Source organism: Tsukamurella sp. PLM1, from assembly GCF_023168325.1.
Lineage (GTDB): Bacteria > Actinomycetota > Actinomycetes > Mycobacteriales > Mycobacteriaceae > Tsukamurella.
In genome coordinates this window covers 4,348,021-4,373,580 of the sequence record NZ_AP025688.1, presented here as the reverse complement: position 1 = coordinate 4,373,580, position 25,560 = coordinate 4,348,021, and the positions used below count along the sequence as shown (strand labels likewise).

At 71.5% G+C, this 25,560-nt stretch carries 16 protein-coding genes and 7 pseudogenes; 7 read left to right on the top strand and 16 right to left on the bottom strand.

The genetic code is table 11. The features are described 5' to 3' along the window. Positions 1 to 30: 30 nt before the first annotated feature. Positions 31 to 642: a DNA-3-methyladenine glycosylase I gene (locus MTP03_RS22400; protein ID WP_248490028.1), complete on the bottom strand. Its 612-nt coding sequence runs from the start codon at positions 640 to 642 to the stop codon at positions 31 to 33. A gap of 128 nt (positions 643 to 770) precedes the next feature. Between MTP03_RS22400 and MTP03_RS22395 the strand changes: the two genes are divergently transcribed. Further along, the gene (locus MTP03_RS22395; RefSeq protein ID WP_248490027.1) at positions 771 to 1,646 is read left to right on the top strand and encodes a hypothetical protein; all 876 of its coding nucleotides are present in this window, start codon (positions 771 to 773) and stop codon (positions 1,644 to 1,646) included. 411 nt (positions 1,647 to 2,057) lie between these two features. Here MTP03_RS22395 and MTP03_RS22390 read toward each other — a convergent pair. From MTP03_RS22390 to MTP03_RS22365, 6 genes and pseudogenes are all read right to left on the bottom strand, one after another. Next, positions 2,058 to 5,041 (bottom strand): annotated as a pseudogene (locus tag MTP03_RS22390) (murein biosynthesis integral membrane protein MurJ). 23 nt (positions 5,042 to 5,064) lie between these two features. After that, complete coding sequence (locus tag MTP03_RS22385; protein ID WP_248490026.1) at positions 5,065 to 5,325, bottom strand: hypothetical protein; 261 nt, start codon at positions 5,323 to 5,325, stop codon at positions 5,065 to 5,067. Further along, positions 5,322 to 6,680 carry a hypothetical protein gene (locus tag MTP03_RS22380; protein ID WP_248490025.1) on the bottom strand — a complete coding sequence of 453 codons (1,359 nt, stop codon included), beginning with the start codon at positions 6,678 to 6,680 and terminating at the stop codon, positions 5,322 to 5,324. The genes MTP03_RS22385 and MTP03_RS22380 overlap by 4 nt, the downstream gene beginning before the upstream one ends. Before the next feature lie 294 nt (positions 6,681 to 6,974). Beyond that, positions 6,975 to 7,802: a hypothetical protein gene (locus tag MTP03_RS22375; protein ID WP_248490024.1), complete on the bottom strand. Its 828-nt coding sequence runs from the start codon at positions 7,800 to 7,802 to the stop codon at positions 6,975 to 6,977. Next, positions 7,799 to 8,404 carry an NUDIX hydrolase gene (locus MTP03_RS22370; protein ID WP_371820831.1) on the bottom strand — a complete coding sequence of 202 codons (606 nt, stop codon included), beginning with the start codon at positions 8,402 to 8,404 and terminating at the stop codon, positions 7,799 to 7,801. Before MTP03_RS22370 ends, MTP03_RS22375 begins: the two co-directional genes overlap by 4 nt. A gap of 82 nt (positions 8,405 to 8,486) precedes the next feature. Next, positions 8,487 to 8,693 carry a hypothetical protein gene (locus tag MTP03_RS22365; protein ID WP_248490023.1) on the bottom strand — a complete coding sequence of 69 codons (207 nt, stop codon included), beginning with the start codon at positions 8,691 to 8,693 and terminating at the stop codon, positions 8,487 to 8,489. Positions 8,694 to 8,768: 75 nt separating this feature from the next. Between MTP03_RS22365 and MTP03_RS22360 the strand changes: the two are divergent. Then, a pseudogene (locus MTP03_RS22360) lies at positions 8,769 to 10,225 on the top strand (CCA tRNA nucleotidyltransferase). Here MTP03_RS22360 and MTP03_RS22355 read toward each other — a convergent pair. Beyond that, positions 10,216 to 10,734 (bottom strand): hypothetical protein, encoded by a 519-nt coding sequence (locus MTP03_RS22355; protein ID WP_248490022.1) that lies wholly within the window; start codon positions 10,732 to 10,734, stop codon positions 10,216 to 10,218. The pseudogene MTP03_RS22360 and the gene MTP03_RS22355 overlap by 10 nt on opposite strands. 57 nt (positions 10,735 to 10,791) lie before the next feature. Next, positions 10,792 to 12,118: pseudogene (locus MTP03_RS22350) on the bottom strand (MFS transporter). 161 nt (positions 12,119 to 12,279) lie between these two features. Here MTP03_RS22350 and MTP03_RS22345 point away from each other — a divergent pair. Both MTP03_RS22345 and MTP03_RS22340 read left to right on the top strand, forming a co-directional pair. Further along, a pseudogene (locus tag MTP03_RS22345) lies at positions 12,280 to 12,833 on the top strand (YqgE/AlgH family protein). A gap of 43 nt (positions 12,834 to 12,876) precedes the next feature. Next, entirely contained in the window at positions 12,877 to 13,875 is a 999-nt protein-coding gene (locus MTP03_RS22340; protein WP_248490020.1) for an ABC transporter substrate-binding protein, read from the top strand. 84 nt (positions 13,876 to 13,959) lie between these two features. Here MTP03_RS22340 and MTP03_RS22335 read toward each other — a convergent pair. Next, positions 13,960 to 14,948: pseudogene (locus tag MTP03_RS22335) on the bottom strand (bile acid:sodium symporter family protein). A gap of 5 nt (positions 14,949 to 14,953) precedes the next feature. Next, complete coding sequence (locus tag MTP03_RS22330) at positions 14,954 to 15,442, bottom strand: SdpI family protein (RefSeq protein WP_248490019.1); 489 nt, start codon at positions 15,440 to 15,442, stop codon at positions 14,954 to 14,956. A 249-nt stretch (positions 15,443 to 15,691) separates the two neighbouring features. On the opposite strand from MTP03_RS22330, the pseudogene leuS reads away from it, so the two are divergent. Together leuS and MTP03_RS22320 are read left to right on the top strand one after the other, a co-directional pair. Continuing rightward, a pseudogene (leuS, locus tag MTP03_RS22325) lies at positions 15,692 to 18,478 on the top strand (leucine--tRNA ligase). Positions 18,479 to 18,496: 18 nt separating this feature from the next. Continuing rightward, positions 18,497 to 19,084: a maleylpyruvate isomerase family mycothiol-dependent enzyme gene (locus MTP03_RS22320; protein ID WP_248490018.1), complete on the top strand. Its 588-nt coding sequence runs from the start codon at positions 18,497 to 18,499 to the stop codon at positions 19,082 to 19,084. A gap of 61 nt (positions 19,085 to 19,145) precedes the next feature. Here MTP03_RS22320 and MTP03_RS22315 read toward each other — a convergent pair whose 3' ends face one another. After that, entirely contained in the window at positions 19,146 to 20,834 is a 1,689-nt protein-coding gene (locus MTP03_RS22315) for an HNH endonuclease signature motif containing protein (RefSeq protein ID WP_248490017.1), read from the bottom strand. A 164-nt stretch (positions 20,835 to 20,998) separates the two neighbouring features. Between MTP03_RS22315 and MTP03_RS22310 the strand changes: the two genes are divergently transcribed. Further along, complete coding sequence (locus MTP03_RS22310) at positions 20,999 to 22,177, top strand: winged helix DNA-binding domain-containing protein (protein WP_248490016.1); 1,179 nt, start codon at positions 20,999 to 21,001, stop codon at positions 22,175 to 22,177. Positions 22,178 to 22,202: 25 nt separating this feature from the next. Here MTP03_RS22310 and MTP03_RS22305 read toward each other — a convergent pair whose 3' ends face one another. The 4 genes and pseudogenes from MTP03_RS22305 to MTP03_RS22290 all read right to left on the bottom strand — a co-directional run bounded on the left by MTP03_RS22305 (position 22,203) and on the right by MTP03_RS22290 (position 25,528). Next, entirely contained in the window at positions 22,203 to 22,841 is a 639-nt protein-coding gene (locus tag MTP03_RS22305) for an O-methyltransferase (protein WP_248490015.1), read from the bottom strand. A 61-nt stretch (positions 22,842 to 22,902) separates the two neighbouring features. Continuing rightward, positions 22,903 to 23,582: pseudogene (locus tag MTP03_RS22300) on the bottom strand (SDR family oxidoreductase). Positions 23,583 to 23,696: 114 nt separating this feature from the next. Further along, positions 23,697 to 24,968 (bottom strand): MFS transporter, encoded by a 1,272-nt coding sequence (locus MTP03_RS22295; RefSeq protein WP_248490014.1) that lies wholly within the window; start codon positions 24,966 to 24,968, stop codon positions 23,697 to 23,699. 83 nt (positions 24,969 to 25,051) lie between these two features. Beyond that, positions 25,052 to 25,528, bottom strand: a complete 477-nt coding sequence (locus MTP03_RS22290; protein WP_248490013.1) for a MarR family winged helix-turn-helix transcriptional regulator — start codon at positions 25,526 to 25,528, stop codon at positions 25,052 to 25,054. Between the last annotated feature and the right edge of the window lie 32 nt (positions 25,529 to 25,560).

Here is a 25,560-nt window from a genome sequence, read left to right as displayed (position 1 = left end):
CGGGTCCCGGCCGGTGGGGCCGGCGCACCGTCAGGCCCCCGCGGGCCACACCCCCGAGCTCCCGCGCCGGTGGCTGCCCACCAAGTGGTCGTCGACGATGCCGACGGCCTGCATCAGCGCGTACATCGTGGTGGGCCCCACGAACCGGAACCCGCGCCGGCGCAGCTCCTTCGACAGCGCCACGGACTCGGGCGAGGTGGTGGCCACCTCCGCCATCGTGCGGGGAGCGGGCGTGGCCGCCGGGCGGAACGACCACACGAGGTCGACCAGGCCGCCGTCGTCCCGCAGGGCGATCACGGCGCGAGCGTTGCCGATCGTGGCCGCGATCTTCTGCCGGTTCCGGATGATCCCGGCGTCGGCAATCAGGCGTTCGACGTCGGCCTCGCCGAACGCGGCGACCGCGTCCGGGGCGAAATCTGCGAACGCGGCCCGGAACGCGGGGCGTTTGCGCAGCACCGTCGCCCAGGACAGGCCCGCCTGGAAGCCCTCGAGGGCGATCCGCTCGAACAGGCCCTGCTCGTCCCGGATCGGCATGCCCCATTCGGTGTCGTAGTAGTCGCGCAGCAATCCATCGGTCGCCCACGCCGGCCGGGCCAGCCCGTCGTCCCCGATGACTACGCCGTCGTCGTCGATCCCGCTCATCTCGTCCCCCGAAGTCGAATCCGTCCGGGCCCGGTGCGGGCCCACCTCGCACGGTAGAACAGGTCACCGACGGGTTTCGCCAAGTGCGGGGCAAGCGGGGCTTCAGCGGCGCGGGCGACGATCGCGACATGTCCGACCGTGCCGAATCCCTCCGCGTGATCCGCGCCCGATGGAGCCTGCTGGCGGCGGCGGGGCCGGTGCTCGCCGCGGCGGGTGCGCCGCTCCCGTTTCGCGCCTCCGTCGACGGTGTCGCCCGCGGCGTCGCGCGATACGACTCATCGTCCAGCGCCGGCGCCACGTTGGCCTGGCTCGACGCCGACCGCGCCGTCCTTTCGTGCGGCGACGCGGGCTGGCGGGTCGCGGCCGCGCCGGGGCCCGCCGGGCTGTTGGAGGGCGGACCGTCGTGGGCGGATCACGTGACCCTGCTGGATCATCGGGTGAGCGCCGGGCACTACGGCTGGGCGGAGTTCTGGGACGAGGGGGTCCGCCTTTCGGCGGCCGAGCCCGTCGACGGGGCGCCGCTGCCACCCGTGTTCAGCACCGGGCGCACGGCGGCCGCGCTCGGTGCGCGCCTGGAGCACAACGGAACCCTCTTCCACCTGGTCCGCATGAGCGAGTACGAGTGGCTCGACGCGGCCTCGTGGCGGTCCGCGTTCGGCGGCCTCGTGCCGGACCGGCTCATCGACGAATCATGGGAGACCGTCGTGGGATTCGGGCTCACCCAGTGGACGGGCGGCGGACCGATCGAGGAGGGTGGCCGGTCGGACCCCGGCGGAGGCGAAGAGGCGGGCGGCGGAGCACGCCGGCGAACGGGGGCTGCAGATACCCGACGAAGTGCGGGTGGAATCGGCGCTGCGAACGCCGGACGGTTGGCAGGTGCGCTTCATGGACTATCGCGATGCGACGGTCGCGCGACCGTTGGTGATCTCGGTTCCCGACGCGGGACCGGTGTGGATCGACGGTGCGGAGGCGCTCGGGATCAGGAGCCCTGGAACGCGACCTGATTGATCGTGGTGTACCACTCGGTGCCGGACTCCTTGGTGAGCCCGGTGATCCAGACCAGCACGTACTTGGCGCGGGGCGCCACGGAGCTGACGGCGAAGTCGGTGGCGCCCTGCGGAGCGTGCCCGACCAGACGAGCGAGGTGTCCTCGAGCTCCTTCACGGAGTCCTTGGTGGAGGTGCGGACTTCGACGGTGCTGCCCTGGCTCGGCGAGGTGATCGTGCCCCGCGTCAGCGAGACCGGCTTGTCGAGGGTGACGAGGAAGCCGACACCCTTCTTGAGGTTGCCGAACATCGGTCCGGCACGGTAGGTGTCGGTCTTCCACGACGGCGTCTTCCCGGTGAGCACGTTGCGCAGGTTGGCCGACGGGTCCTGGCTGGTCGCGAAGTCCACCAGCGCGACGTCGACGCCCTTCACCGGGACGCCGACCCCGGCGCCGCGGGCGCCGCGGCGGGAGTCGAGGTCGAGGTGCTGGAGGTGTACAGCGAACCCACGCTCGACTGCGTGTCGCCGCCGCCGGTCAGTTTGCTGATCAGCAGGGTCAGCCCGATGATCAGCAACAGCGCGACCGCGCAGGCCGCGATCACCAGGAGCGGCACGTTCTTCTTGCCGCCCGCACCGCGGCTGAGCAACGACTGTTTCGACGGGATCCGTTTCGCCGCCGTCGGGCGCTCCGCGGCGGCCGCCGCCTCGGCCGCCCTCTTCGCAGCCGGCGCGGAGCCCGCGGCACCCGCCGCACTCGCGCCCGCAGCGGCGGCACCGTCGGAGCGCGGGGCCTCCCGCGGGACCTCGGCGCGCACCGGCGCGAGCAGATCGGTCTTCACGTCGACCACGGACGCCTGGTCGAGCAGTTGCTGCACGGTCGCGGCGGTGCGGATGCCCTGACCGCCCTCGAGTGTGCGCGTGGCCACGGCCGAGATCTCGAACGGGATGTCGCGCTTGGCGTCGCGCGGCTCCACCGGATTGCCGTTGGCGTCGGCATCGGCCTGGCGGATGCCGGCGACGGTGCCCGTCCCGGTGGTCACGACGCGACCCGTCGCGTCGTCGAGTGGCCACCGCTCGAGCAGCAGCGCGTAGAGCACCGCGCCGAGGCCGCGGACGTCCGAATCCTTCGAGGCGTCGGCGAGGGTGCCGGGGAAGGCGAGGAAGGCGTGCCCGTCTTGGGAGATGCGGACCCGGTCCGGGTGGTCGATCGAGAGCGCGGCCCCGGCCCGGTGCGCGCCCTCGGCCGCCCCGGCCAGCGCACGCACGGCCTTGGCCGCCCCGATGGCGGACGGGTGCGTGCCGGCCACGTCGGCCAGGGAACTGCTGGGGACCCACTCGGCGACCACGATGCCGCCCGAGCTGCCGCGCACGACGTCGAGCACGCGGGCGAGGCCGTTGGAGTGCACGCGACCCAGGCGCAGCGTGCGCGAGAGGATGGACTGCGGGCCCTCGCCGCGCATGCTGATCTGGGCGCCGCGCTCCGGCACCGGCGCGGTCTGCTCGGAATCGACGAACGTGAGTGCCACGTCGCGGTCCAGGTTGATGTCGCGCGCCTGCCAGAACTGCAGCCCGCGGATGCCCCCGTAGTGCTCGATGAGCCGGTATCGGCCGCCCGCGACCACCGCGCCGGGGATCAGCTCGGGCCCGCGCGGGGCATCGTCGATCGGTTCGATGGGTGCGGGGACGCCGCCCTGCGCCGGCTGCTGGGACGGCAGTCGCATCTGGCCCGTCCCCGGAGTCCGGTGCTCGGGGTTGGGTGCGGAGTCGTCCTCGGTCACTGCGAATGCTCCTCTTCTGCGGTACCTGAGGCCCGCGGTCGGGTGGGCGGGGTGCGGCTGCGACCGCCGGGGAACATGGCTTTGACCAGCATACGGGAGGCCGATGTCGTCGGCGATCCGCGGCAGCTGGGCCGTGATCTCCTCGCGGCGGAGGTTCGCGTACGCCTGGAGCTCGTCGAGTCGCATCTCGCGGGTGTCGGGGGCGCGACTCGTGCCGCCCGCCGTCTCCGACGGTGCCTCCGGCCGCAGGGCCGGAACGAACCGCGCCGCGATGCGCCGCAGCGGTGTCAGGATCGCCAGCACGTCCGGCACCCGCCAGAGGGCCAGCAGCGCGTAGATCAACGTCAGACACAGTGCGCCTGCGATGGCGAGGTAGAAGAGCGCCCCGGCGGGACCGCTGCGGTCAATCTCCTTCAGGACGTCGAGCTGCATGATGACGTACACCGTGACCGTGACCAGCACGGAGACCGTGGTGGTCTGCGCGAGTGTGCGGGTCACGTTGGTCAGGTGCAGCGGACCGAGGGTGCGACGCAGCAGGTACCAGCCCATGGCCGCGCCCGCCGTGTACGCGAGGCCGCGCGCGGTACCCACGAACTCGACGATCCGGTTGCCCTCGTCGACGAACACGGGGACCAGGTACGACAGCGCGATCTGCACGGCGACGATGACGATGACGATGCCGGTCGGGATCCAGGCGCGCTCCTGGGCGTAGAACACCCGCAGGTGGATGAGGACCATCGCGTACGGGATCAGCACGAACGCGGAGAACGACAGCGCGGTCCCGAGGAAGTTGGCGTCGGCCTGGGAGAACTGGCCGAAGTTGAACAGCGCGCGCCCGATCGAGGGGCCGAAGACCGTCGTGAACGCGACGATCGGGATGAGCGCGACCATGGTGATGCGGGTCGCGACGGAGAGGTCGTCGAGCACCGCGTTCCGGTTGCCCTCCGCGGCGTTGCGCGAGAGCCGTGGCATGACCGCGGTCAGGAGCGCCACGCCGATCACGCCGTACGGCAGTTGCAACACCATCCAGGCGTACTGGTAGATCGCGGGCCCGCCGTCGGACGCGTGCGAGAGGATCGGTGTGACCGCGTACCAGCCGGCCAGCGAGATGAACACGTAGGCGACGATCGCGATGCCCATCGACCCGAAGTGTTTGAGCCGGTCGTCCACCCCCAGCGCAGCCGCAGCTTGATCCCCGCGCGGCGCATGGCCGGCACCTGGATCATCGCCTGCAGGATGACGCCCAGGGTGCTGCCGATGCCCAGGACCAGCAGTTTCGGCTGTCCCATCTGCGTGGGATTCAGCGTGAGCTCGCCCGGCATCAGGTAGAAGGTCACGAGTGTCGCGATCTGCACGGTGTTGCACGCGACCGGGGCCCACGCGCCCGGCTTGAAGGCGTCGCGCGTGTTGAGCATGGCGGTGAACAGGGCCGACAGGCCGAAGAAGACCAGCTGCGGCAGGAACATGATCACCAGCGCCTGGGTGAGGCCCTCATCGACCTTGGAGTCCCCCACCAGGATCCCGACCAACACCGGTGACAGCGCGAGCGAGACGACGAGCGCGATGCCGAGGATGGTCAGCGACAGCGTGAACAGGCGCTCGAAGAAGGCCTGGCCCCGGTCCTTGTCCTCCATCTCCGCGCGGACCAGTACGGGGATCACCAGCGCGGTGAGCACCGGCCCAGAACCAGTTCCGACACCTGTTGGGGCATCTGGTTGGCGATGCTGAACGCCGAGGCGATGGCCGGGCCGAGGATCGCGGCCAACAGGATGGTGCGGAGGAACCCGGTGACGCGGGAGGTCAGGGTGGCGACCGCGACCGAGCCCGTGGACCGGAGGAGACTCGACGTACCGCCGCGGTCGCCGCCCGCGGGGGCGGGACTGCTCGGCGGGATGTGCCGGGGCTCGGCGCGGCTCATGTGTCCTTCGGTTCCGGGTTCTCGTTCGGTTGCTGGCCCGGCGAAGCGGGTCGATGTGCAGCGTAACTGTTCGCGATGCGCTTCTCGTGCTCGTCCGCGGGCGGACGGTCCGCGTCGGCGGGGTCGGGACGGCCCCGGAACCGGCGCCACAGGCGCCGGCCGGCCAGCAGGACCAGCAGGATCCCCACGCCGCAGGTGATCCAGAACAGCGACTTGCCGTAGGCGTTGGAATGGACCGAGATCGAGATCGGGTCGCCCAGCGGCATGTCGCTGCTCGTGCGCAACGACATCTGCACCGAGATCTGCCGCGAGTAGTCGACGGTGGTCGGGAGCTCGATCTGGCGCGTGCCGCGGGCCGGCAGCTCCTGCACCTCGGACGCGTCGATCGTCACGCCCTCGGGAGCCGACCAGTGGATCACCGTGCGGATCGGCAGCGGCAGGTCGTTGCGCGCCACGATCAGTAGCGGCGACTTGTCGGACGCCAGCGTGTACGCGCCGCCCGGGCTGACGAACCGCACCGAGCTCAACTGTGCGGTCAGCGACGACTGCGCCGCGGTCATGCGGATGGTGGCGTCACCGTCGACCGCGGTGCGCGAGGGTGCCCACCGGAGCGCGCGCACCGCGTCCTCGCGGAGCGGCGATGTGTAGACGGACGGGGTCAACGGCGTCTTGGGCAGGGGCAGCAGTGCGGCGCCCAGCCGGTCGACCTGCCGCACGTGCGCGGCGGCGGTCGCGACGATTCCGTCGGGGACCCGCGAGGCCACGGTGCCCGACGGTTGCTGCAGCTTCCACGGGTCCGCCGCGCGGGCGGGGTCGCGGCCCACGGATTGCGCCGACGCGACGACGTCGCGGAACGTGCGCGGAGCGGCCAACCCGGCCTCGAAGAGCGAGGTCGCGGCGTCGAGCACGGCGCGTGCGTCGTCGGGACCGGCTGCCCAGACCTGCGGCGGGACGATGAGCGACGTGCGGCCGGTGATCGCCGCGATCGGATCCGCTGCGGTCGTCGCCGCCCACCCGTCGGGCGGCGCGTACCGCTGCGTCGGATCCAGCGCGGACGCGGTCACCGACCCCACGGCGGCCTGCCGGCGCATCACCGCGGACTCCTCGGCGGGGTCGAAGGTGACCGCGGAGCGGACGGTCCCCGTCGGCCCCGGGGCAACGCCGTCCTCCACGCCGTCGGGGACGCCTCCCATCGAGGCGAGCGCCGCCGTCACGTTCGGATCGAAGACCGCCGCGCCGATCCCCTGCCCCACGGGAACGATGCCCGACGCCGTGGCCCGGCCGCGGACCGGAGCCCCGACGGCGGTCGCGGCGACCACGGCGGCCGAGGAGTCGGACGCGCAGCTGCCGCGCACCGTCGGACAACAGGACCCCGGACGTGGGGATGGTGACGCCTCGCACCGACTTCACCCCGAGGATCGAGTCGATGACATCGGCCGACGAGTCGAGGGCGGCGCGCTGGAGCGAGGGCGCTGCGGAGCGGCCGAGTGCCTCGAGATCGACCTGGCCGAACGGCAGCGCGACCACGCAGGTGTCGGCGGCGGCGCGGCGCAGCTTGTCGAGCCAGGCAGCGGCCGCGTCGGAGCCCTTCCCGGCGGTCGACGGGCCGCGCGGATCCGCCGGATCACGGGAGACGCGGTACGGGCCCGTCATCGCCTGGACGGTGACCAGCAGGTCGGGGTCGATGGCCAGGCAGACCGCGGCGCGGAGCGCGGAGCGGCGCGGGTCCGGACCGCTGGTGGCGGACTCGTAGGCCGACAGCAGCCCGTCCAGCCGGCCGCCGTCGGCAACCGACCGGGCGAGCGAGTCGTCCACGAGCCGCACGGCCGTGTCGCCGCCGCCCGGCACGCCGCCCGCGAGCTTGGGGTTGTCGGCCAGCGGCCACAGCACGGTGAGCTGGCTGGGCGACGTCGTGACCGGCCGGTCGACGGTGCCCGCTTCCTCCGTGCCGCCGCCTGGCAGCGCGAGCACGGGCAGCAGCGTGCGGGAGTCGTCGAGGCGCGCCACTCCCCGTACGCGGGCTTGCCGTTGAGGTTCAGCAGGATGGGGTAAACGCCGGGCCGATCGATGCCCAGGGTGGGGCCCGTCGAGGTGGGGGTGGGGCGCACCGGGATCGACACCGTGAAGGTGGTCCGCTCGCCCGGCCTCAGCACCTTCGCGACCGGTTCGAACCGCCCGAGTGTGTCGTAGACGTTGTTGTCGGCGACCATGTCGGAGCGCAACTGCGCCGAGGTCGCGACGGCCGGCGCCCGCTGGATCCGCAGGTCGAGGTCGCTCACGTCCCGGTCGCCGAAGTTGGTGACGCTGCCACGGACGACGACCTCGTTCGGCGAGGACTCGGTGACCTGCGAGGTGATCCGGTCGACGGTGATGCGCACGAACTGCGCGTCGGGCAGGCCGGCGCGGGAGGGCACGGCCCACCCGGTCAGCGCGACCAGAAGCGTCAGCACGCACAGCAGGCGGGCCGCACGGATCACGTCTGACCGCTCCCGCCGCCCCGGCGTCCTCGCGAGCGGCGCCCGCCGCGCCGCCGACGCGGTCTGGGCGGGTCGTTGCGGACGGCGTTGCGCTCGGCAGCCGCCCGCTCGTAGGCGGTGGGTTCGCTGCGCGGCGCGGCCGCGACCCGGGCGGCCAGCTCCTCGGGATCGGACGCCAGGTCGTCGATCACCGTGCGGGCGGCCGCGACGAGTTTGCGCTCGTCGGAGTACGTGAGCCGACTGGCGAGCTCGCCGATCGGCACCCATGCCACCTCGGACACCTCGTAATCCTCGGCCGAGAGGTCGCCGCTCTCCCACGACAGCAGGAAGTGGTGCACGGTCTTGTGCACGCGCCGGCCCTCGACCGCGAACCAGTAGTCGATCTTCCCGATCGGTGCGAGGACGTTGCCCGTCAGGCCCGTCTCCTCCGCGATTTCACGGATGGCCGTGAGCTCAGCCGTCTCGCCCTCTTCGATGTGGCCCTTGGGCAGCGACCACAGGGTGCGGCCGCGGCGGTCGACGCGCCCGATCAGCGCGGCCCGCAGCTCGGCGGCACCGTCGAGCCCCGCCACCACGAGGCCGCCCGCGGAGGTTTCGCGCACCGTCCGGATCCGGGGTCCTGCCGGCGGCCCGGCCCGGGCCGCTTCTGCTTCGGAGCGGACTCGCTCTGGGTGCGGCCGGACTTCACGGATCCCGCCGCGCCGTCCGACGGTGCGGTGCCCGACTCCGGCTTCTGGTCGGTGACCGCCGAGAGCTGCGCGCGCCCGCGCCCGCGACCACCGCGCCGCCGTCGCCGACGCGGCCGGGACGCACCGCCTCCCCGGCGCCGTCGCCGACGGGACCCGGGCGCTGGGGGCTGCCCGAGGAGTCGGCGGATTCGGCTGAGGTCACCCCCCGATGCTACTGGCCGGTCGGTGTCCGATACGCCACCGTCGCGTTTTCCGCCCCGCAGTAGACTCGCGTGTCGTGACCGAGACCGGATCAGTCGACCGCGCCGAGCGACGCACCCGCCTGCTGGCGGGCGCGCACATCTCGTTGCGCGGGCTGGCCGACGTGCTGGCGCCGTTGGGCGCGCGGTTCGCCGACGCCGGCCACGAGCTGTACCTCGTGGGCGGGTCCGTGCGCGATGCGCTGCTCGGCCGGCTCACCAGCGACCTGGACTTCACCACGGACGCCCGCCCCGAGCAGGTGCAGGAGCTGCTGCGCGGCTGGGCCGACGCGATGTGGGACACCGGGATCGAGTTCGGCACCGTCAGCGCCGCGTTCGCGGACCAGCGGATCGAGATCACCACCTACCGGGCCGAGGCTTACGACCGCGTCACCCGGAACCCCGTCGTTCGGTTCGGGACAAGCCTGCAGGACGACCTGGTGCGCCGCGATTTCACCATCAACGCGATGGCCGTGCGGATCGGCCGCGACGGCGCCGAGGACTTCCACGACCCGCTGAACGGGCTCGACGCCCTGCTCGCCGGGGTGATCGACACGCCCGCGACGCCCGAGGAATCGTTCTCGGACGATCCGCTGCGCATGCTGCGGGCGGCGCGGTTCGTCGCGCAACTGGGCTTCGGCGTCGCGCCGCGGGTGTCCGCGGCGATGACCGACATGGCGCCCGAGATCGACCGGATCACCGCCGAGCGGGTGCGGGCCGAGCTGGACAAGCTGATCCTGGGCCAGCACCCCGTGGACGGGATCGTGCTGCTCGTGGACACCGGGCTGGCGCAGCGCGTGATCCCCGAGATCCCCGGCATGAAGTTGGCCATCGACGAGCACCATCAGCACAAGGACGTGTTCTGGCATTCGATGACGGTGCTGCAGCAGGCGATCGACCTCGAGGAGTCGGACCCCGACCTGATCCTGCGCTGGGCCGCGCTGCTGCACGACATCGGCAAGCCCGACACCCGCCGGCACGAGCCGAACGGTGGAGTCTCCTTCCACCATCACGAGGTGGTGGGCGCGAAGATGGTGCGTAGGCGCATGCGGGCGCTGGCCTACCCGAAGGCGGTCACCGAGGACGTGGCGCAGCTGGTGTTCCTGCACCTGCGCTTCCACGGCTACGGCGACGGGCAGTGGACCGATTCGGCGGTCCGGCGCTACGTCACCGACGCCGGGCCGCTGCTCCCCGGTTGCACAAGCTGGTCCGCGCCGACTGCACCACCCGCAACAAGCGCCGCGCCGCGCGGCTGCAAGCCACCTACGACGGGCTCGAGAAACGCATCGCGGACCTCGCGGCCAAGGAGGATCTCGCGCGCGTGCGGCCGGATCTCGACGGCAACGCGATCATGGAGCTGCTGGGGTTGCCGCCCGGGCCGGAGGTCGGCGCGGCCTGGAAGTTCCTCAAGGAACTACGGCTCGACCGCGGCCCCCTCGACCGCGACGAAGCCGAGGCCGAGCTTCGGCGCTGGTGGGCCGAGCGTCAGGGCTGAGCGCGCGACGCCGGGGGCTTCACCGCGCCGTCGGCGGTGCCGTCACCGTCGGTGTCGAACAGCAGGACGTCGGGCGCACCGTCGGCATCGGTATCGATGACCGCCTGCCGGGGCGGTTGGCCGGGCTCCGCCGGCACCGCCGTGACCCGGGAATCCTGGCTCGGCGCGGCCGGTCTGGTCCCGGGCGCCGACGGTGCGCTGGTCGCGGGTGGCGCGTCCCGTGGCAGCGGGCAGGCCGACGGTGCGCCCGCCTCGGTGGGTGCGGGATCCGGATCGGGCAGTGACCACAGCCCGCTGCCGTCGTCGCGGCGCCGGGTCTCGGCGGTGCCGTCGTCATCCAGGTCGAGCGCCGCGATGTCGGCCCGTCCGTCGTGGTCCAGGTCGATCATCGCGTCGTCGGCGCGGCCGTCCCCGTCGAAGTCGAGCAGGACCGAGCCCTGCACCGAGGGTGACGTCCAGCGGGTGACGTGGCCGTCCCCGTCACCGAACCAGTACTCGACCGCCTGCATGTCCTCCCCCATATCAATTGGACGCACCAGCGCGCGCCACGGTTCCCGACGCGCCCGTCACGGGGACGCGTGGGCGGGGCGCGGGGATCCCGTGCGCCGGTACAGCGCGAGCACCGCGACGACGGACATCGCGTAGAGGACCGCGCCGGAGGCGGCGAGAGGGCGGGAAGCACCGTCGAACGGGACGACGGCGGCGGCGAACGCGACCGCGCCCACGAAGCTCACGTTGAACAGCGCGTCCTGGAAGGCGAACACCTGACCGCGACGCTCGTCGGGAACGTCCATCTGCATCGCGGCGTCGCCGGAGAGTTTGACCACCTGCCCGGCCAGGCCCAGGACCGCGGCCGCCGCGACGAGGACCGGGAAGTTCATGACGAGCACGGCGAGCTGTGTGCACGCGGCGACCACGAGCGCGCCGACCACGGTGTTGCGCCGGCCGGTCCGCGCCACCGCGAACGGGGTCACCACTGCGGCCACGAACATGCCCACGGCCGTCGCGCCCGCCACGGAGCCGAAGCCGGCGAGCCCCAGCGTGCCGTCGGTGAAGTGGTGCCGAGTGAGCAGGAGCAGCATCAAGGTGTTGAAGCCGAACACGATGCGATGCGCGCCCATGCCGGTGAGCGCGGCGGCCACCGACGGGGCGCGCCAGGCCGCGAGTGCGCCGTGGGCGAGCCCGGCGGCGACGTCGCTGATCGCCGGCGACGGCCTCTCGTGCCTACCGGACACGTCGTGGTCCGGCCCGAGGACGCCGGGCGGGAACCGGGTGGCGAGGGCCGCGCCGGCCAGCGCGGCCAGCGCCGCAGTCGCGAGGACCGCCCCGCTGCCGGCGTCGTCGGAGCCGAACAACATCCGCAGGCCGACCGCGGTGCTCGCGCCGACGGCCGTGGCCCCGGCGCCGAGCGTGGTGGTGACGGAGTTCATCGCGACGAGCTGCGGCCGGTCGACGACGTGCGGCAGCGCCGCCGACAGCCCGGACGCCACGAACCGGCCTGCGCCGCCCACCGCCAGTGCGACCACGAAGATCGCGGTCTCCCGCTCCGGCGGCCAGCACGGCCGCGCATCCGAGGATGAGCAGCGTCCGGACCAGGTTGGCGACGATGAACACCCGCCGCCGGTCCCACCGGTCGAGCAACGCGCCCGCGAACGGGCCGATCGCCGAGTACGGGAGCAGGAGCACCGCAAGCCCGGCGGCGATGTCGACGGGTGAGGCCTCGCGCTGCGGGTTGAACACGATCGCGGTGCCCAGCGCGGCCTGGAACAGACCCTCCGCGTATTGGCTGAGCAGCCGGACGCCGAGCAGGCGCAGCAGGTCCGGCAGGTCGCGGAAGGTCCGCCACGCGGGTTTCGGCGCGGCCGCAGGCGCTTCCGTGCCGCTGGATGTCACGCCTGACAGCCTAACGATGCGGCGCCCGCCACGTTGGCGGACGCCGGCGGCCGAATGCGTGTCATGATGGAGGCGTGGGTCCCGATCGCTCCAACGAATCCTCGTCCCGGGACGCGTCCTCGGGTGCGAGTTCGGGCGCGTCCGACGACGCGGGTCCCGAGGTGTCTTCCGGCACGTTGCTCGTGGCGTCCCCCGAGCTGATCGAGCCCACGTTCTCCCGCACCGTGATCTTCATGATCGAGCACAACGAGTCGGGAAGCCTCGGCGTGGTGCTCAACCGCCCCAGCGAGTCGGCGGTGCACGGGGTACTCCCCGCTGGCACGACCTGGCGGCCAAACCGAAGGCGGTTTTCGTCGGGGGTCCGGTGAACCAGACCGCGGCGCTCTGCCTGGGCGTGGTCAAGGCGGGCGTGGACGTGAACGGCATTCGCGGCCTCCAGCAGGTGTCCGGCCGGGTCGTCCTCGTCGACCTCGACTCCGACGTCGAGATGATGGACGAGTTGCTCGACGGTGTGCGGGTGTTCGCCGGGTACAGCGGCTGGGGCATGGGCCAACTCGACGAGGAGCTCGAGCGCGACGACTGGATCCCGTGCGGCTCGCTGCACACCGACGTGCTGGTGCCGCCTCGGGTGGACCTGTGGGGCAAGGTACTGCGCCGCCAGGGCTTCCCCACCTCGCTGTTGGCCACCCATCCGGTGGACGTTTCGGTCAACTGACGTCTTAGGTTAGTCTAGCCTTCTTGGTGTCTGAGGAGGCTTGATGAAGCGGTTCAAGGTCGGCGTGATCGCCGCCGTCTCTGTCGTCGGGTTCGTGGTGTCGGCGTGCGGGGACGCGAGTTCCGACGGCGCCGCTGCCGCCTCCAAGACGGTCACGATCACGCAGGTGAAGGGGGTGACCGAGTTCCCCGTCGGCCCCACCCGGATCGTCGCCAACGGCTACGGGATCGACAACCTGTTGGCGCTCGGGATCAAGCCGGTCGCGGTGGTCGAGGGCCAGGTCTCACTCCCGGCGCCCTGGCACGGCAACAAGCTCGACGGTGTCCCGATCATCAAGATGCCCGACAAGAGGACGATCCCCGTCGAGGAGGTCGCGAAGTACCGGCCGGAGCTGTTCGTGGGAGACAGCTTCGTCGTGGGCGCGAACTACGACAGTCTGACCCCGGTGTCCAAGGTGCTGGGCGGCATCGAGAAGGACGGCACCTCGTCGGCGTGGGATACCCAGCTCGAGGCGCTCGGCAGGATCCTGGGCAAGGAGGCCGAGGCCGCGAAGGTGCTCGCCGACGACAAGGCGAACGTCCAGGCGGTCCGCAAGCGCAACCCCGGCCTGGAGGGCAAGTCGGCCGTCGTGGCGCAGTACATCGCCGCGTCGAGCACGTTCAACCTGGTGGCGCAGCCCGCCGACGCCACCAACACGTTCTTCGCCGAGCTCGGCATGGCCCTGCCGAGGTCGGTCCGCGAGAACCCGGTGTTCTCCAAGAACCCGGACCTGCAGGGCGGCCGCACGCCGGTGTCGCTGGAGCAGTTGCCCACGATCGGGGCCAACTTCATGGCGATCTACCCGAACGGCGCGACCGAGGCGGACCTGGCGCGCCTACCCGGGTACTCCGGCCTGCCGCAGGTGGCGAACGGCACCACGCTGGTCTCGGACCTGCACACGATCGTGTCGATGAACCAGCCCACCTCGCTGAGCCGGGCCTGGATCCTGACCAAGATCGAGCCGCTGCTGGCGAAGGTCGCGCAGCAGGCCCCCGTCGCCTGACGATCGCTCACGATGTCGGGTTTCCGGGCCTCGGACGTGCGCAGGAGAACCTCCGAGGCACCGGCACCCACATCGTGAAGCGAACTAGGCAGCGACCGTGTCCGGCTCGAGCTCGCGGCCGTAGCGGGCGGCGAGCCACGCGCACATCATCAGCTGGATTTGATGGAAGATCATCAACGGCAGCACCAGCAGTCCCACGGGCTGGCCGGCGAAGAGCACCGCGGCCATCGGCAGGCCTGTGGCCATGGACTTCTTGGTCCCGCAGAACTGGACGGCCAGCATGTCGCCGCGGTCGAACCCGAACTGCTCCGCGGTGAACCGGGTGAGCCAGAGCATGAAGATCACCAGCACCACCGAGAGCACGATCAGCTGGACCACGCCCTCCCAGGAGACCTGGCTCCAGATGTGCTCGCGCATGCCGGCGGAGAAGGCCGCGTAGACCACCAGCACGATCGACCCGCGGTCCACGTACTTCAGCGCCGCGGCGTGCTTCGTGACGAACTCGGCGACCAGGGTCGGGCGAGCTGCCCGAGGAGGAACGGCAGCAGCAGCTGCAGGCACAGGTCCACGATCGAGCTGCTGTGGAACTGCACCTCCCCCGTGGTGGCCATGAGCGCCAGTACCAGCAGGGGTGTGATGAACACACCGAGCAGGTTGGACACCGACGCGCTGACGATCGCCCCCGGCACGTTGCCGCCCGCGATCGAGGTGAACGCGATCGACGACTGGACGGTGGACGGCAGCAGTGTCAGGAACAACAGGCCCGCGTACAGCTCGGGCCGCAGTAGCACCTCCGGCAGGAACCGCAACAACACCCCGATCACGGGGAACACCACGAACGTGAAGGTCAGGATCACCACGTGCAGGCGCCAGTGCTTGAGGCCGGCCAGTGCCTCGCGGGGGTGGATGCGCGCGCCGTACAGGAAGAACAGGACCGCGATCGCGACGGTGACGGCACCGTCGACCACGGGGACCGCGCGGCCCTGCGCCGGAAGCAGCGCCGCCACGCCGACGGCGGCGAAGATCGCGAGGATGAAGCCGTCGATGGAGAGCTTGTCGAGGAGTTTCCGCATCGGCGCTAGGCGGGGCGCGCCTCGTGGTCGCACATACCCTTGAGCGCACAGGCGCCGCAGCCCCCGGCGACGCCGCAATCCTCGGCCGGGTCGCCCGACGGTGCCCCGCCCGCCTCCGCCGAGTCATCGGCGCTGCAACACGTGGCGTCGGGCATCTGCAGCCGGGCCTGGATCGACGCGGCCCGAGCGCCCTGCAGTGCGCCGAAGCCGGCGAGGAACAGGCCCGCCACCACCGCGACCGTGACGGCGACGTAGGACCACGGCGCATCCATGGCGAGGGCGACGAGCGCTCCGCCGCCGAAGATCACGCCCGAGGCGACGATGCCCGGCCCGGCGACCCGGTTCGCGGTGCGCCAGAGCAGCGGATCCGACAGGGTCTGCTCGGTGCGGACCCCCACGAAACCGGTGTCGGGCAGGCGCCCGGCGAGGCCGGCGGCGCCCACGAGGACGGCCGCCACGGCGGCCACGGCGAGGATCAGAACCAGGACGAGCACTCGTTCAGTCTAGGTACCGGGGCAAATCGGCGCCCGCTCGGTCGATGGCATGCGACACGAGGGGGATCGGCGTTCTCGTCTTCGCGGGCCTCGCCGAGCGCGACTCGGTGGTGCGGCGGCCCGCGGAACCGGCCGGGGTGGCCGGGCCGGGCGACCTGCCGGGATTTAGGCTGGTGGGGTGACCCAGAACGTTGACCAGGCCGCCTCGACGACCCCGCCCACCGCTACACGGCGGCGCTCGCGGGCGCCATCGAGCAGCGGTGGCGTGAGCAGTGGCGCGCGGGCGGCGTGTTCCACGCGCCGAACCCCGTCGGGCCGCTGGCCGCGGCCGAGGGCACCCTGCCCGCCGAGAAGCTGTTCATCCTCGACATGTTCCCGTACCCGTCGGGCGCGGGCCTGCACGTGGGGCACCCCGGGCTTCATCGCGACGGACGTGTTCGGTCGCTACCACCGGATGAACGGCGCCAACGTGCTGCACACGATGGGCTTCGACGCGTTCGGCCTGCCGGCCGAGCAGTACGCGGTGCAGACGGGCACGCATCCGCGCGTGACCACGGAGAAGAACATCGCGCGGTACCTGGAGCAGATCGGCTCGCTGGGACTGGCCCACGACGAGCGCCGGCGCGTCTCCACGACCGACCCGGAGTTCTACCACTGGACGCAGTGGATCTTCCTGCAGATCTACAACTCCTGGTACGACGCAGCCCAGGACCGGGCCCGGCCCATCACGGAGCTGGAGGCCGAGTTCGCCTCCGGTGCGCGCGTTCTCGACGACGGCCGCGAGTGGTCGGGCCTGACGGTGCGCGAGCGCGGCGCCGTGCTCGACGGGTACCGGCTGGTGTACGAGAGCAACTCGCTGGTCAACTGGTGCCCCGGGCTGGGCACCGTGCTGGCGAACGAGGAGGTCACCGCCGACGGCCGCAGCGAGCGCGGCAACTTCCCCGTGTACCGCAAGCAGCTGCGGCAGTGGATGATGCGGATCACCGCGTACTCCGATCGTCTCATCGACGACCTGGACGTGCTGGACTGGCCGGAGAAGGTCAAGTCCATGCAGCGCAACTGGATCGGCCGCAGCCGCGGCGCGCGTGTCAGTTTCGCTCCGGCGGGCGTCGAGGTGGATCCGATCGAGGTGTTCACCACCCGGCCCGACACCCTGTTCGGCGCGACGTACATGGTCCTCTCGCCGGAGCACCCGCTGGTGGACGAGCTCACCGCCGACGCCTGGCGCGCGGGGGTGGACGAACGCTGGACGGACGGCGCCGACTCCCCCGCCGCGGCCGTCGCCGCGTACCGCCGCTCGATCGCCGCCAAGTCCGATCTGGAGCGCCAGGAGGGCAAGGAGAAGACGGGCGTCTTCACCGGCACGTTCGCGGTGAATCCGCTGAGCGGTGCCGAGATCCCCGTATTCATCGGCGATTACGTGCTCATGGGGTACGGCACCGGCGCCATCATGGCCGTCCCGGGCCACGACGTGCGCGACCACGAGTTCGCCACGAAGTTCGGTCTGCCGATCGTCGAGGTGATCGGCAGCGAGGCCGGCGTCGCCGAGGCGGCGTACACCGGTGACGGTCCCGTGGTGAACTCCGCCAATGCCGATCTCGACATCAACGGCCTGGGCGTCGCCGAGGCCAAGGCCGCGGTGATCGCGTACCTGGAGAAGACGGGCGCCGGACGCGGCACGGTGCAGTACAAGCTGCGCGACTGGCTGTTCGCGCGCCAGCGGTACTGGGGCGAGCCCTTCCCCATCGTCTTCGATGCCGACGGTGCGCCCCACGCCCTGCCCGAATCCGATCTGGCGGTGCTGCTTCCGGAGGTCGAGGACTACGCGCCCGTGGCGTTCGACCCCGAGGACGCGGATTCGGAGCCTTCTCCCCGCTGGCGAAGGCGGCCGACTGGCTGCACGTCGAACTGGACCTGGGCGACGGTCTCAAGGATTACACGCGCGACGCGAACGTGATGCCGCAGTGGGCCGGCAGCTCCTGGTACCAGCTGCGGTACGTGGACCCGACGAACGCGGAGGCGTTCTGCGCCAAGGAGAACGAGGCCTACTGGATGGGGCCGCGGCCCGAGGTGAACGGGCCGAAGGATCCAGGCGGCGTGGACCTGTACGTGGGCGGCGTGGAGCACGCGGTGCTGCACCTGCTGTACGCGCGGTTCTGGCACAAGGTGCTGTTCGACCTGGGGTACGTGACCTCCCGCGAGCCGTACCGGAAGCTGTTCAACCAGGGCATGATCCAGGCCTACGCCTACACCGACTCGCGCGGTGTGTACGTGCCCGCCGACGAGGTCGTGGAGCGGGACGGCAAGTACTTCCTGGGCGATCAGGAGGTCAACCGCGAGTACGGCAAGATGGGCAAGTCGCTGAAGAACTCGGTCGCGCCCGACGACATCGCGCGCGACTACGGCGCCGACACCCTGCGCGTCTACGAGATGTCCATGGGCCCACTGGATCAGGACCGGGCGTGGGCCACGAAGGACGTGGTCGGTGCGCAGCGATTCCTGCAGCGCGCCTGGCGCGCGGTGGTCGACGAGGAGACCGGCGCCGTGCGCGTCACCGACGAGACGCCGTCCGACGACTCGCTGCGCCTGCTGCACAAGACGATCGCGGGTGTCCGCGAGGATTACGCGGAGATGCGCGACAATACCGCGATCGCCAAGCTGATCGAGCTCACGAACCACCTCACGAAGGAGTACCCCGGTGGCGCGCCCCGCGCGCTGGCCGAGCCGCTCGCGCTGATGCTGGCGCCCGTCGCCCCGCACATCGCGGAGGAGCTGTGGAATCGTCTGGGGCACACCGAGTCCCTGGCGCACGGGCCGTTCCCGGTAGCCGAGGGGCAGTGGTTGGTGCAGGACACCGTCGAGATCCCGGTGCAGGTGAAGGGCAAGGTGCGCTCGCGCATCACCGTCGGCGCCGACGCGTCCGACGAGGCCCTCGAGTCCGCCGCCCTCGCCGACCCGAAGATCGCCGAACTACTCGACGGTGCTCCCCGCAAGGTGATCGTCGTGTCCGGCAAGCTCGTCAACATCGTTCCCTAGTAGGGAGGAGGCCCGAGCGTGATCGGATCGGTGGCGGGTCTGGCGACCGAGGAGCGGCGGAGCCTGCTCGAGCTGGTGGAGGGATTCACCGGCGAGCAGTGGAGCGCGGAGAGCCTGTGCGACGGGTGGAGCGTCCGGGACGTGGTGCTGCACCACATCGGCTACGACCTCCTGTCCGGGCGGGAGACGCTGCAGCGCATGGTGTCCGGCCGGGCGAACCCGGGCAGTTCCTCGAACGACGTGCGGCTCGCGGAGTTGTGGGCGATGACCACGGGGGACGTGGTCGCCGCCCTGCGCGAGCACGTCCGTCCCACGGGGCTCACCTCCGGTTTCGGCTGCCGGATCTCGCTGTTGGACGGCATGATCCACCAGCAGGACATCCGCCGGCCGCTGGGTCTGCCGCGCGCGATCCCTGCGGACCGCATCCGGCCGGCACTGAACTTCGCCCTCTGGGCTCCACCCGTGCGCGGAGCGATCCGGGGCAGGGGGTGCGCCTCGTCGCCGACGACATCGGCTGGTCGTTCGGCCGCGGTCCCGAGGTGCGCGGTACCGCGGAGGCGATCCTGCTGGCGATGGGCGGGCGCACCGTCGTCCTCGACGAACTGAGCGGACCCGGCCGGGACCGACTGGCGCGCAACCTGGGTGTGCAGGCGTAGCGCTTTCGTGGCTACGCCGCGTCGCGGTGCCCGGCGGCGTCCATCGGCCATGGGGGTTCGGTGCGCCAGTGGTTGTCGTCGTCGTGTTCGGAGAGAAGGGTTTCGAGGGTGGGTGGTCCGTTCGGGCCGTCGAGGATCGCCGCGATGTCGTCGTGGATGGTGCCGACGAGGTCGCGGTAGAGGGCGCGTTCGTCCTCGGCGCGCCAGGCGTCGGCGTAGGCCTGGTGCCGTTGCCGGTGGTGCTCTTGGGCCTGTTGATACAGCTCGTGCGTGTGATGGGTGTGGTTGACGCGGTAGTCGCCTGCGGGGTCGGCGGTGCGGCGCCATCCCGTCCGGCCCGGGTACTGGTTATGGTCGGGCAGGACCACTGTTTCGAAGCCGCGGCGGATCTGATCCTTTCCGGGGACGACTTTGCCGTGGTGCTTGTCGCAGGCCAGGGTGAGCGTCGTGATGTCGGTGCGGCCGCCGTCGGCCCATTCGGTGATGTGGTGCACTTGGCAGCGGGTGGCGGGGGCGTCGCAGCCGGGGGCGGTGCAGCCCTTCTCGGATCCGTAGAGGGCGATCCGCTGATCGGCGGTGGCGAGGCGTTTTTCCCGGCCGAGGAACAGCGGGCGCGCGGCGAGGTCGAGTAGCAGCACGTACTTGGGGTTGCCGCCCATCATCGCTAGGGCGTCGGGCACGGGCAGCCTGCCGCCGGTGGCGGTGGTGGCGATGCCGGTGTGGGATTCGAGTTGGTCGATGCCGAGGGTGATGATCGGTATGCACGGTAGGCCGCGGTGTTGGCCGAGGATCCCGGATGCGATGCCGGCGCGGAGCGCGGCGGCGAGCGCGTCGTGCCGGCGTTGCCCGGCGGTCCGTTTGTCGCGTTTGGCGGCGTTGGCGATCGCGTCGGGGTCATCGATGTCGACGGGGTTGTCGGCGTCGGCGGGGTTGTTCACTCCGGGGCGGGCGAGCTTGTCCATCACTGTGTCGACGAGCGCGCGGGCTTCGGGGGCCAGGCATCCTTCGAGCGTGCTCATGAGGTCGTCGTCGCGCTGTTTGCCCAGATGCAGGTCGCGTTGGCGGGCGATGTCCTCAGCGGAGGGCTCGGCACCGTCGGGGTCGATGGTCTCGTAGGCCTTGCGGCCGAGCGCGGCGATGTCGTCAGGGGTGACGGATTCGGCTGCGATGACCAGCATTTCCTCGAGGGGTTCGAGCTGGTGCGCGGGAAGCTTGCGGCCGCATTTGTCGACGGCCCTGTCGATCGCGATGGCGTGCCGTTCCGAGATCCGCCCATCGCGTTGTGCGGCTGCGACCAGCGGAAGACGCGGTCCGGGGGCGGATCCGCGCTCCTGGCGAGGTGCGCGGTTGCGGGCGCCGCGGACCCGGTCGGCCGCCTCGCCGCCGGCGAGGCGGAGCTGGTCGACCAGGAGTTCTTTGGTGCTGGTGTAACCGAGTTCGTTGTGCAGGCCCTGTTCGATCGAGACTTCGGTGAGCCAGTGCTGCGCGGCGGGGATCTTGCGGGCGGCGGTCTCCACGCGATGCAGGCAGCCGAGTACTTCCTGGCCGGAGAGCATCACAGGGTTGGTGGCAGCCAGCTGCTCCGCAGCGCGTTCGAAGGAGGCGACGGCGTCGAGATACTCGGCAACTGTACTGGTGGGAACCATGATCCGCCTCCTTCCCGCTAGTGCAAGTCTACGCCGTTGTTCGAGGACGTGCAATCTAATCGAAATAAGCATCGAGTCCGATCGGTGGGCTACTCGTGGTGCCCCGCCGCCCGGAAGTTCGGCGCCGCTGTCGGCCCCTCGGCATAGACTCGGGCGGTGCCACGGGATGGCCGCGTATACCCGCGGGCGCTGTGGCACGCGCTGGAGAGGAGCCCACGGTGAACGCGTTGCGGCTGATCGACGACGCCGAACGACGGGCCCGCCTCGCCCGGCGCCACGCCCTGGCGGCGCCGCACCGCGTCGACACGGTGGCCGAGGCGGTGGACGCCGTAGTGGCGCTGCACGCCACGGAGCCCGCGACGCCGTACCTGTCGCTGCACGCCCGCATGCACGAGTTCGCCCGCGGGGACTACGAGCGGGAGCTGTGGGACTCCAAGTCGCTGGTGAAGCAACTCGCCATGCGCCGCACCATGTTCGTGTTCCCCCGGAGCCTGCACCCGGCGGTGTTGGGCGCACCGTCGGAGCGCGTGGCCGGCACCGAGCACGCGAAGGTGGTCAAGGACGCCGAACGCGGTGGCGTGACGGCCGACGGTGCCGCCTGGCTCGCCGAGGCGCGCCGGGCGGTGCTGGCCGAGCTCGGCGGGAAGCAGCTGAGCGCCAAGGAGCTTCGCGAACGTCTGCCGGAGCTCGACGGCCGGGTGATGATGGCGGAGGGCAAGAAGTACGGCGGCGAAATGCATCTGGCGCCACGGGTTCTCACCTGGCTCGGCGCCTCGGGTGCGCTCGTGCGGGCCCGCAACGAGAGCCACTGGCGAGTCAACCGCAACCTCTGGGCACGCACCGACGACTGGTTCGGCGGTCCGGCGGACCGCACCGGCGCGGCCGAGGGCTACGCGATTCTGGTACGCGAGTACCTGCGGGCGTTCGGGCCGGCCACCGAGACCGACGTGGTGTGGTGGTTCGGCGCCACGAAGTCGGCGATCCGCGCAGCGCTCGCCGAGATCGGGGCCGCCACCGTGCGATTGGAGCGCGACCGCACCGGCTACGTGCTCCCGGACGATCTCGACCCGGTGGGCCCCGTCGAACCGTGGGCCGCACTGCTCCCCGCACTGGATCCCACGCCGATGGGGTGGAAGGAGCGCGAGTTCTATCTGGATCCCGCGTTCGCCGGGGCGATCTACGATACGGCCGGCAACGCCGGCACCACCGCGTGGTGGGACGGCGAGATCGTGGGCGCCTACACGCAGGACGAGGCCGGCACCGTCGGGCTCGTGGTGAAGCCGGACACGCCCCTACCGGCCCGCGAGGCGCTGCAGGCGCAGGCGGACCGGCTGGGGGAGTGGCTCGACGGGGAACGGGTTAATTCGCTCTACAAGTCGCCGATCACGAAGGCGTAGAGCGTCAGAGTTCGCGCACACACGGTCAGCGCACCTGTGCGACGGCGAGCCCGTCCCATCCCTTCACGCCCACGGTCTGCAGCGCCGTCGCGTCGAGCCGCGGATCGGTGCCGAATCGCTCCAGGGCGCTGCGGATCCCCTCCGCCTCCGGACTCGACTCGCCGAGCCGGCGTACGACGTTGTCCAGGACGATCACGGTGCCCGGCCGGGACAGTCGCACGGCCCAGTCGAGGTACACGCGGTTGTTGGCCTTATCCGCGTCGATGAACACCAGATCGAAGGGGCCGTCGAGGAAGGGCAGGGAGTCGACCGCGGGGCCGACGCGGATCTCCACCAGCGCACCGAACCCCGCCTCGTCGAGGCTCGCGCGCGCCACCTCGGCGTGCCGGGGGTCGTACTCGAGGGTGACCACGGCACCGTCGGGACCGACGGCCCGCGCCAGCCACGCCGTGCTGTACCCACCGAGCGTCCCGATCTCGAGGATCCGTCGCGCGCCGGCGATCCTCGCGAGCAGGTACAGGAACTTCCCCTGGGTGGGCGAGACCGCGATGTCGGGGAGTCCGCCGGCGGCCTGCGCGGCCCGGATCGGCTCCAGGTCGGCACCGTCCGGTGCGACGGTGGCCTCGAGGTACGTGTCCACTTCCGCCCACTTCTCGCTGCTCATGGTCCCGACGGTACGCCGCGCGCCGCGGGCCGGCAGGGCGTCGGCCGGCACAGGTCCGGCGTCAGCGGGGTCGCAGCACGATCTCGGTGGGGTGCGCGTCGCCGGGCATCCGCACGGCGTGCCCGACGGCGGCGGCGACCGTCGCGGGCGTCAGCAGCCCGTCGGTCGCGTACTCGCGGCCCTCGGCTGCGAAGATCCCCTGCTGCATGTCTGTGTCGATCCGCCCGGGGAACACGCTCGTCACGCGCAGCGCGGGTTCCTCGGCGCGGAGGGCTTCCGCGAACGAAGTGAGCCCGAACTTGCTGGCCGCGTACGCCGCCCAGCCGGGATTGGCGCGCTTGCCCGCGCCCGAATTGATCAGCACCACATGGCCGCCCGCCGCGCGCAGCGCGGGCAGCAGCGCCTTGGTCAGCTCAACGACGGCCAGCAGGTTGACCTCGAACATCTCCCGCCAGTCGGCGGCCGGGGTGTCCTCGATCCGCCCGATCCGACCGACGCCGGCGTTGTGCACCAGCACGTCCAGCTTCGTGATCGACGCCGCCTGCTCGGCGACCGCCGTGTGATCGGTGAGATCTGCCGGAAACGGTGCGGCACCGTCGAACCCGGACACGAGCGCGTCGAGGCCGGGGAGGGGCGGCCGCCGAGGAGCAGGCGGTGCGTGCCGGAGAGGTCCCGCGCGATGGCGGTACCGAGGCCGCGGGAGGCGCCGGTGACGAGGGCGAGGGGGCGATCGTCGGTCATGGTGCCCACCGTAGCGAAGGAGGGGCGACGTGCGAATCCGCGGCTGGGCGGCGACAGGAGGCCGTACTCGGTTTCCTGTGTTCGCTCAGCCGCGGATTCACCTGCGGGCCGGGATCAGAATTCCGCGTCGCCCACCAGCGCGGCCTCGGCCGGGACGTCGTGTGAGTCGGCCTTCGGGCCGCGCACCTGGGTCAGGATGACCGCAGCCACCAGGCAGGCGACGGCGCCGATGTAGAACGGGGCGGCGGGGCTGCCGAACCAGGTCGCGAAGTGCGCGACGAACGTGGCGGCGAGGGCGCCGCCCGCCCAGCGGAGGAAGTTGTAGCCGGCGCTGGCCACGGGTCGCGGCGCGTCGGCGATCGACATCGCCGTGCCGGTGAACAGGGTGTTCAGCACGCCCGACGGGATGCCGGAGAGCACCACGACGGTGACGACGACGGCGACGGATCCGTGCCCGAGGGCAGCGACCACCAGCAGGGCGCCGTAGACCAGTACGGCGGCGATCGAGCCGGTCCGCTCGCCGAGGGCTGCGGCGACCTTCGGCGCGAGCCAGACGCCGCTGATGGCGACCAGCAGGCCCCAGCCGACGAAGACGGCGCCCACGAAGTACGCGCTGCGGTGCAGCACGAACGGCGACCACGCGAGGACGGTGAAGAACGCGGCGGTGTAGAAGGCGGAGCCCAGGCCGGTGAGGAACAGTCCCCGCTGGCGCAGGGCGCGCAGGGGCGCCAGGGGCGAGACGGTGCCCTCCCGCTGCCGCTTCTCCTTCGCCTCGGCCGCATCGGGTTTCAGCATCGTCGCGCACAGGACGGCGCCGATGAGCATGAGCAGCGCGGTGCCGGCGAACGGGCCGCGCCACGAGACGCCGCCGAGCACGGCGCCCAGCAGCGGACCGACGGCCAGGCCCACGCCGAGTGCGGCCTCGTAGAGCAGGATCGCGCCCTGCTGGCCGCCGGTCGCAGCGGCGACGATGACGGCGAGCGCGGTGGCGATGAACAGCGCGTTGCCCAGACCCCAGATGGCACGCCAGGCCACGAGCGCCCCGATCGAGTCCGCGAGCGCGCAGGCGCCGGAGGCGATCACGATGAGCAGCAGCCCGGCGATCACGGTTCGCTTGGCGCCGAACATCGACGTGAACCAGCCGATGAACAGCATCGCCACGACCTGCACGCCCAGGTAGGAGGAGAACAACAGCGTGGTCTGGCTCGGTGTCGCGTGCAGCGACTCCGCGATCGACACCAGGATCGGATCCACCAGGCCGATACCCATGAACGCGATGACCGCGGCGAACGCCGTGACCCACACCGCTTTCGGCTGATGGGAGAGCGTCTCACGCAGGCTGGGGTGCCCGTGGTCGGTCTCGGTACGTTCGGCGGTGGTCGTCATCGCAGCTCCTCTCTAATACTACGAAACTCTAACTATTAGATGGACGAAGAGCAAGCCGGTGTGACCTATCGCTCAGGGCGCGGTCAGTCGTCCTCGCGGTAGCGGTCGATCAGCTTGTTCAGCGCGGGGACGGCCGCGTCCAGATTGCGCAGGTCCTCGGCGGTGAGCTGGCGCAGGTGTCCGGCCAGGACGGCGTTGCGCGCGGCGATCAGTTCGGAGGTCAGCTCGTGTCCCTGCTCCGACAGCTGCACCACGACGGCGCGACCGTCATCGGGATCGGGCGTGCGCTGCGCCAGGCCGAGCCGCTCCAGCCCGTCGACCGCGCTGGTCGCCGAGGGCAGGCGGATCCGCAGGAAGTGGGCCAGTTCGCCCATCCGGACGGGGCCGAGTCGGAGCAGGCTCTGCACCGCCGCCTGCTGCGCGGGCGTCAGGTCCGGCCCGGGTGTGTTGCGCTTCATCAGGAAGTGCAGCTGCAGCAGCGGGGAGCGCAGGCGCGCGGAGAGATCGTCAACCTCGGCGTCGGAGTGCCTGGTCGACGGTGCGTCGGGCGCGGTAGTCATACGTCGATAGTAGGCACAAGCGCGACGGTGCC

Bases quoted from the DNA above. Each gene is read 5' to 3' on its own strand.
- MTP03_RS22395 (WP_248490027.1), top strand. From the start codon at position 771: ATGTCCGACCGTGCCGAATCCCTCCGCGTGATCCGCGCCCGATGGAGC.
- MTP03_RS22340 (WP_248490020.1), top strand. From the start codon at position 12,877: ATGAAGCGGTTCAAGGTCGGCGTGATCGCCGCCGTCTCTGTCGTCGGG.
- MTP03_RS22295 (WP_248490014.1), bottom strand. From the start codon at position 24,968: ATGACGACCACCGCCGAACGTACCGAGACCGACCACGGGCACCCCAGC.
- MTP03_RS22290 (WP_248490013.1), bottom strand. From the start codon at position 25,528: ATGACTACCGCGCCCGACGCACCGTCGACCAGGCACTCCGACGCCGAG.
- MTP03_RS22355 (WP_248490022.1), bottom strand. From the start codon at position 10,734: ATGCAGGCGGTCGAGTACTGGTTCGGTGACGGGGACGGCCACGTCACC.
- MTP03_RS22385 (WP_248490026.1), bottom strand. From the start codon at position 5,325: ATGAGCCGCGCCGAGCCCCGGCACATCCCGCCGAGCAGTCCCGCCCCC.
- MTP03_RS22305 (WP_248490015.1), bottom strand. From the start codon at position 22,841: ATGAGCAGCGAGAAGTGGGCGGAAGTGGACACGTACCTCGAGGCCACC.
- MTP03_RS22400 (WP_248490028.1), bottom strand. From the start codon at position 642: ATGAGCGGGATCGACGACGACGGCGTAGTCATCGGGGACGACGGGCTG.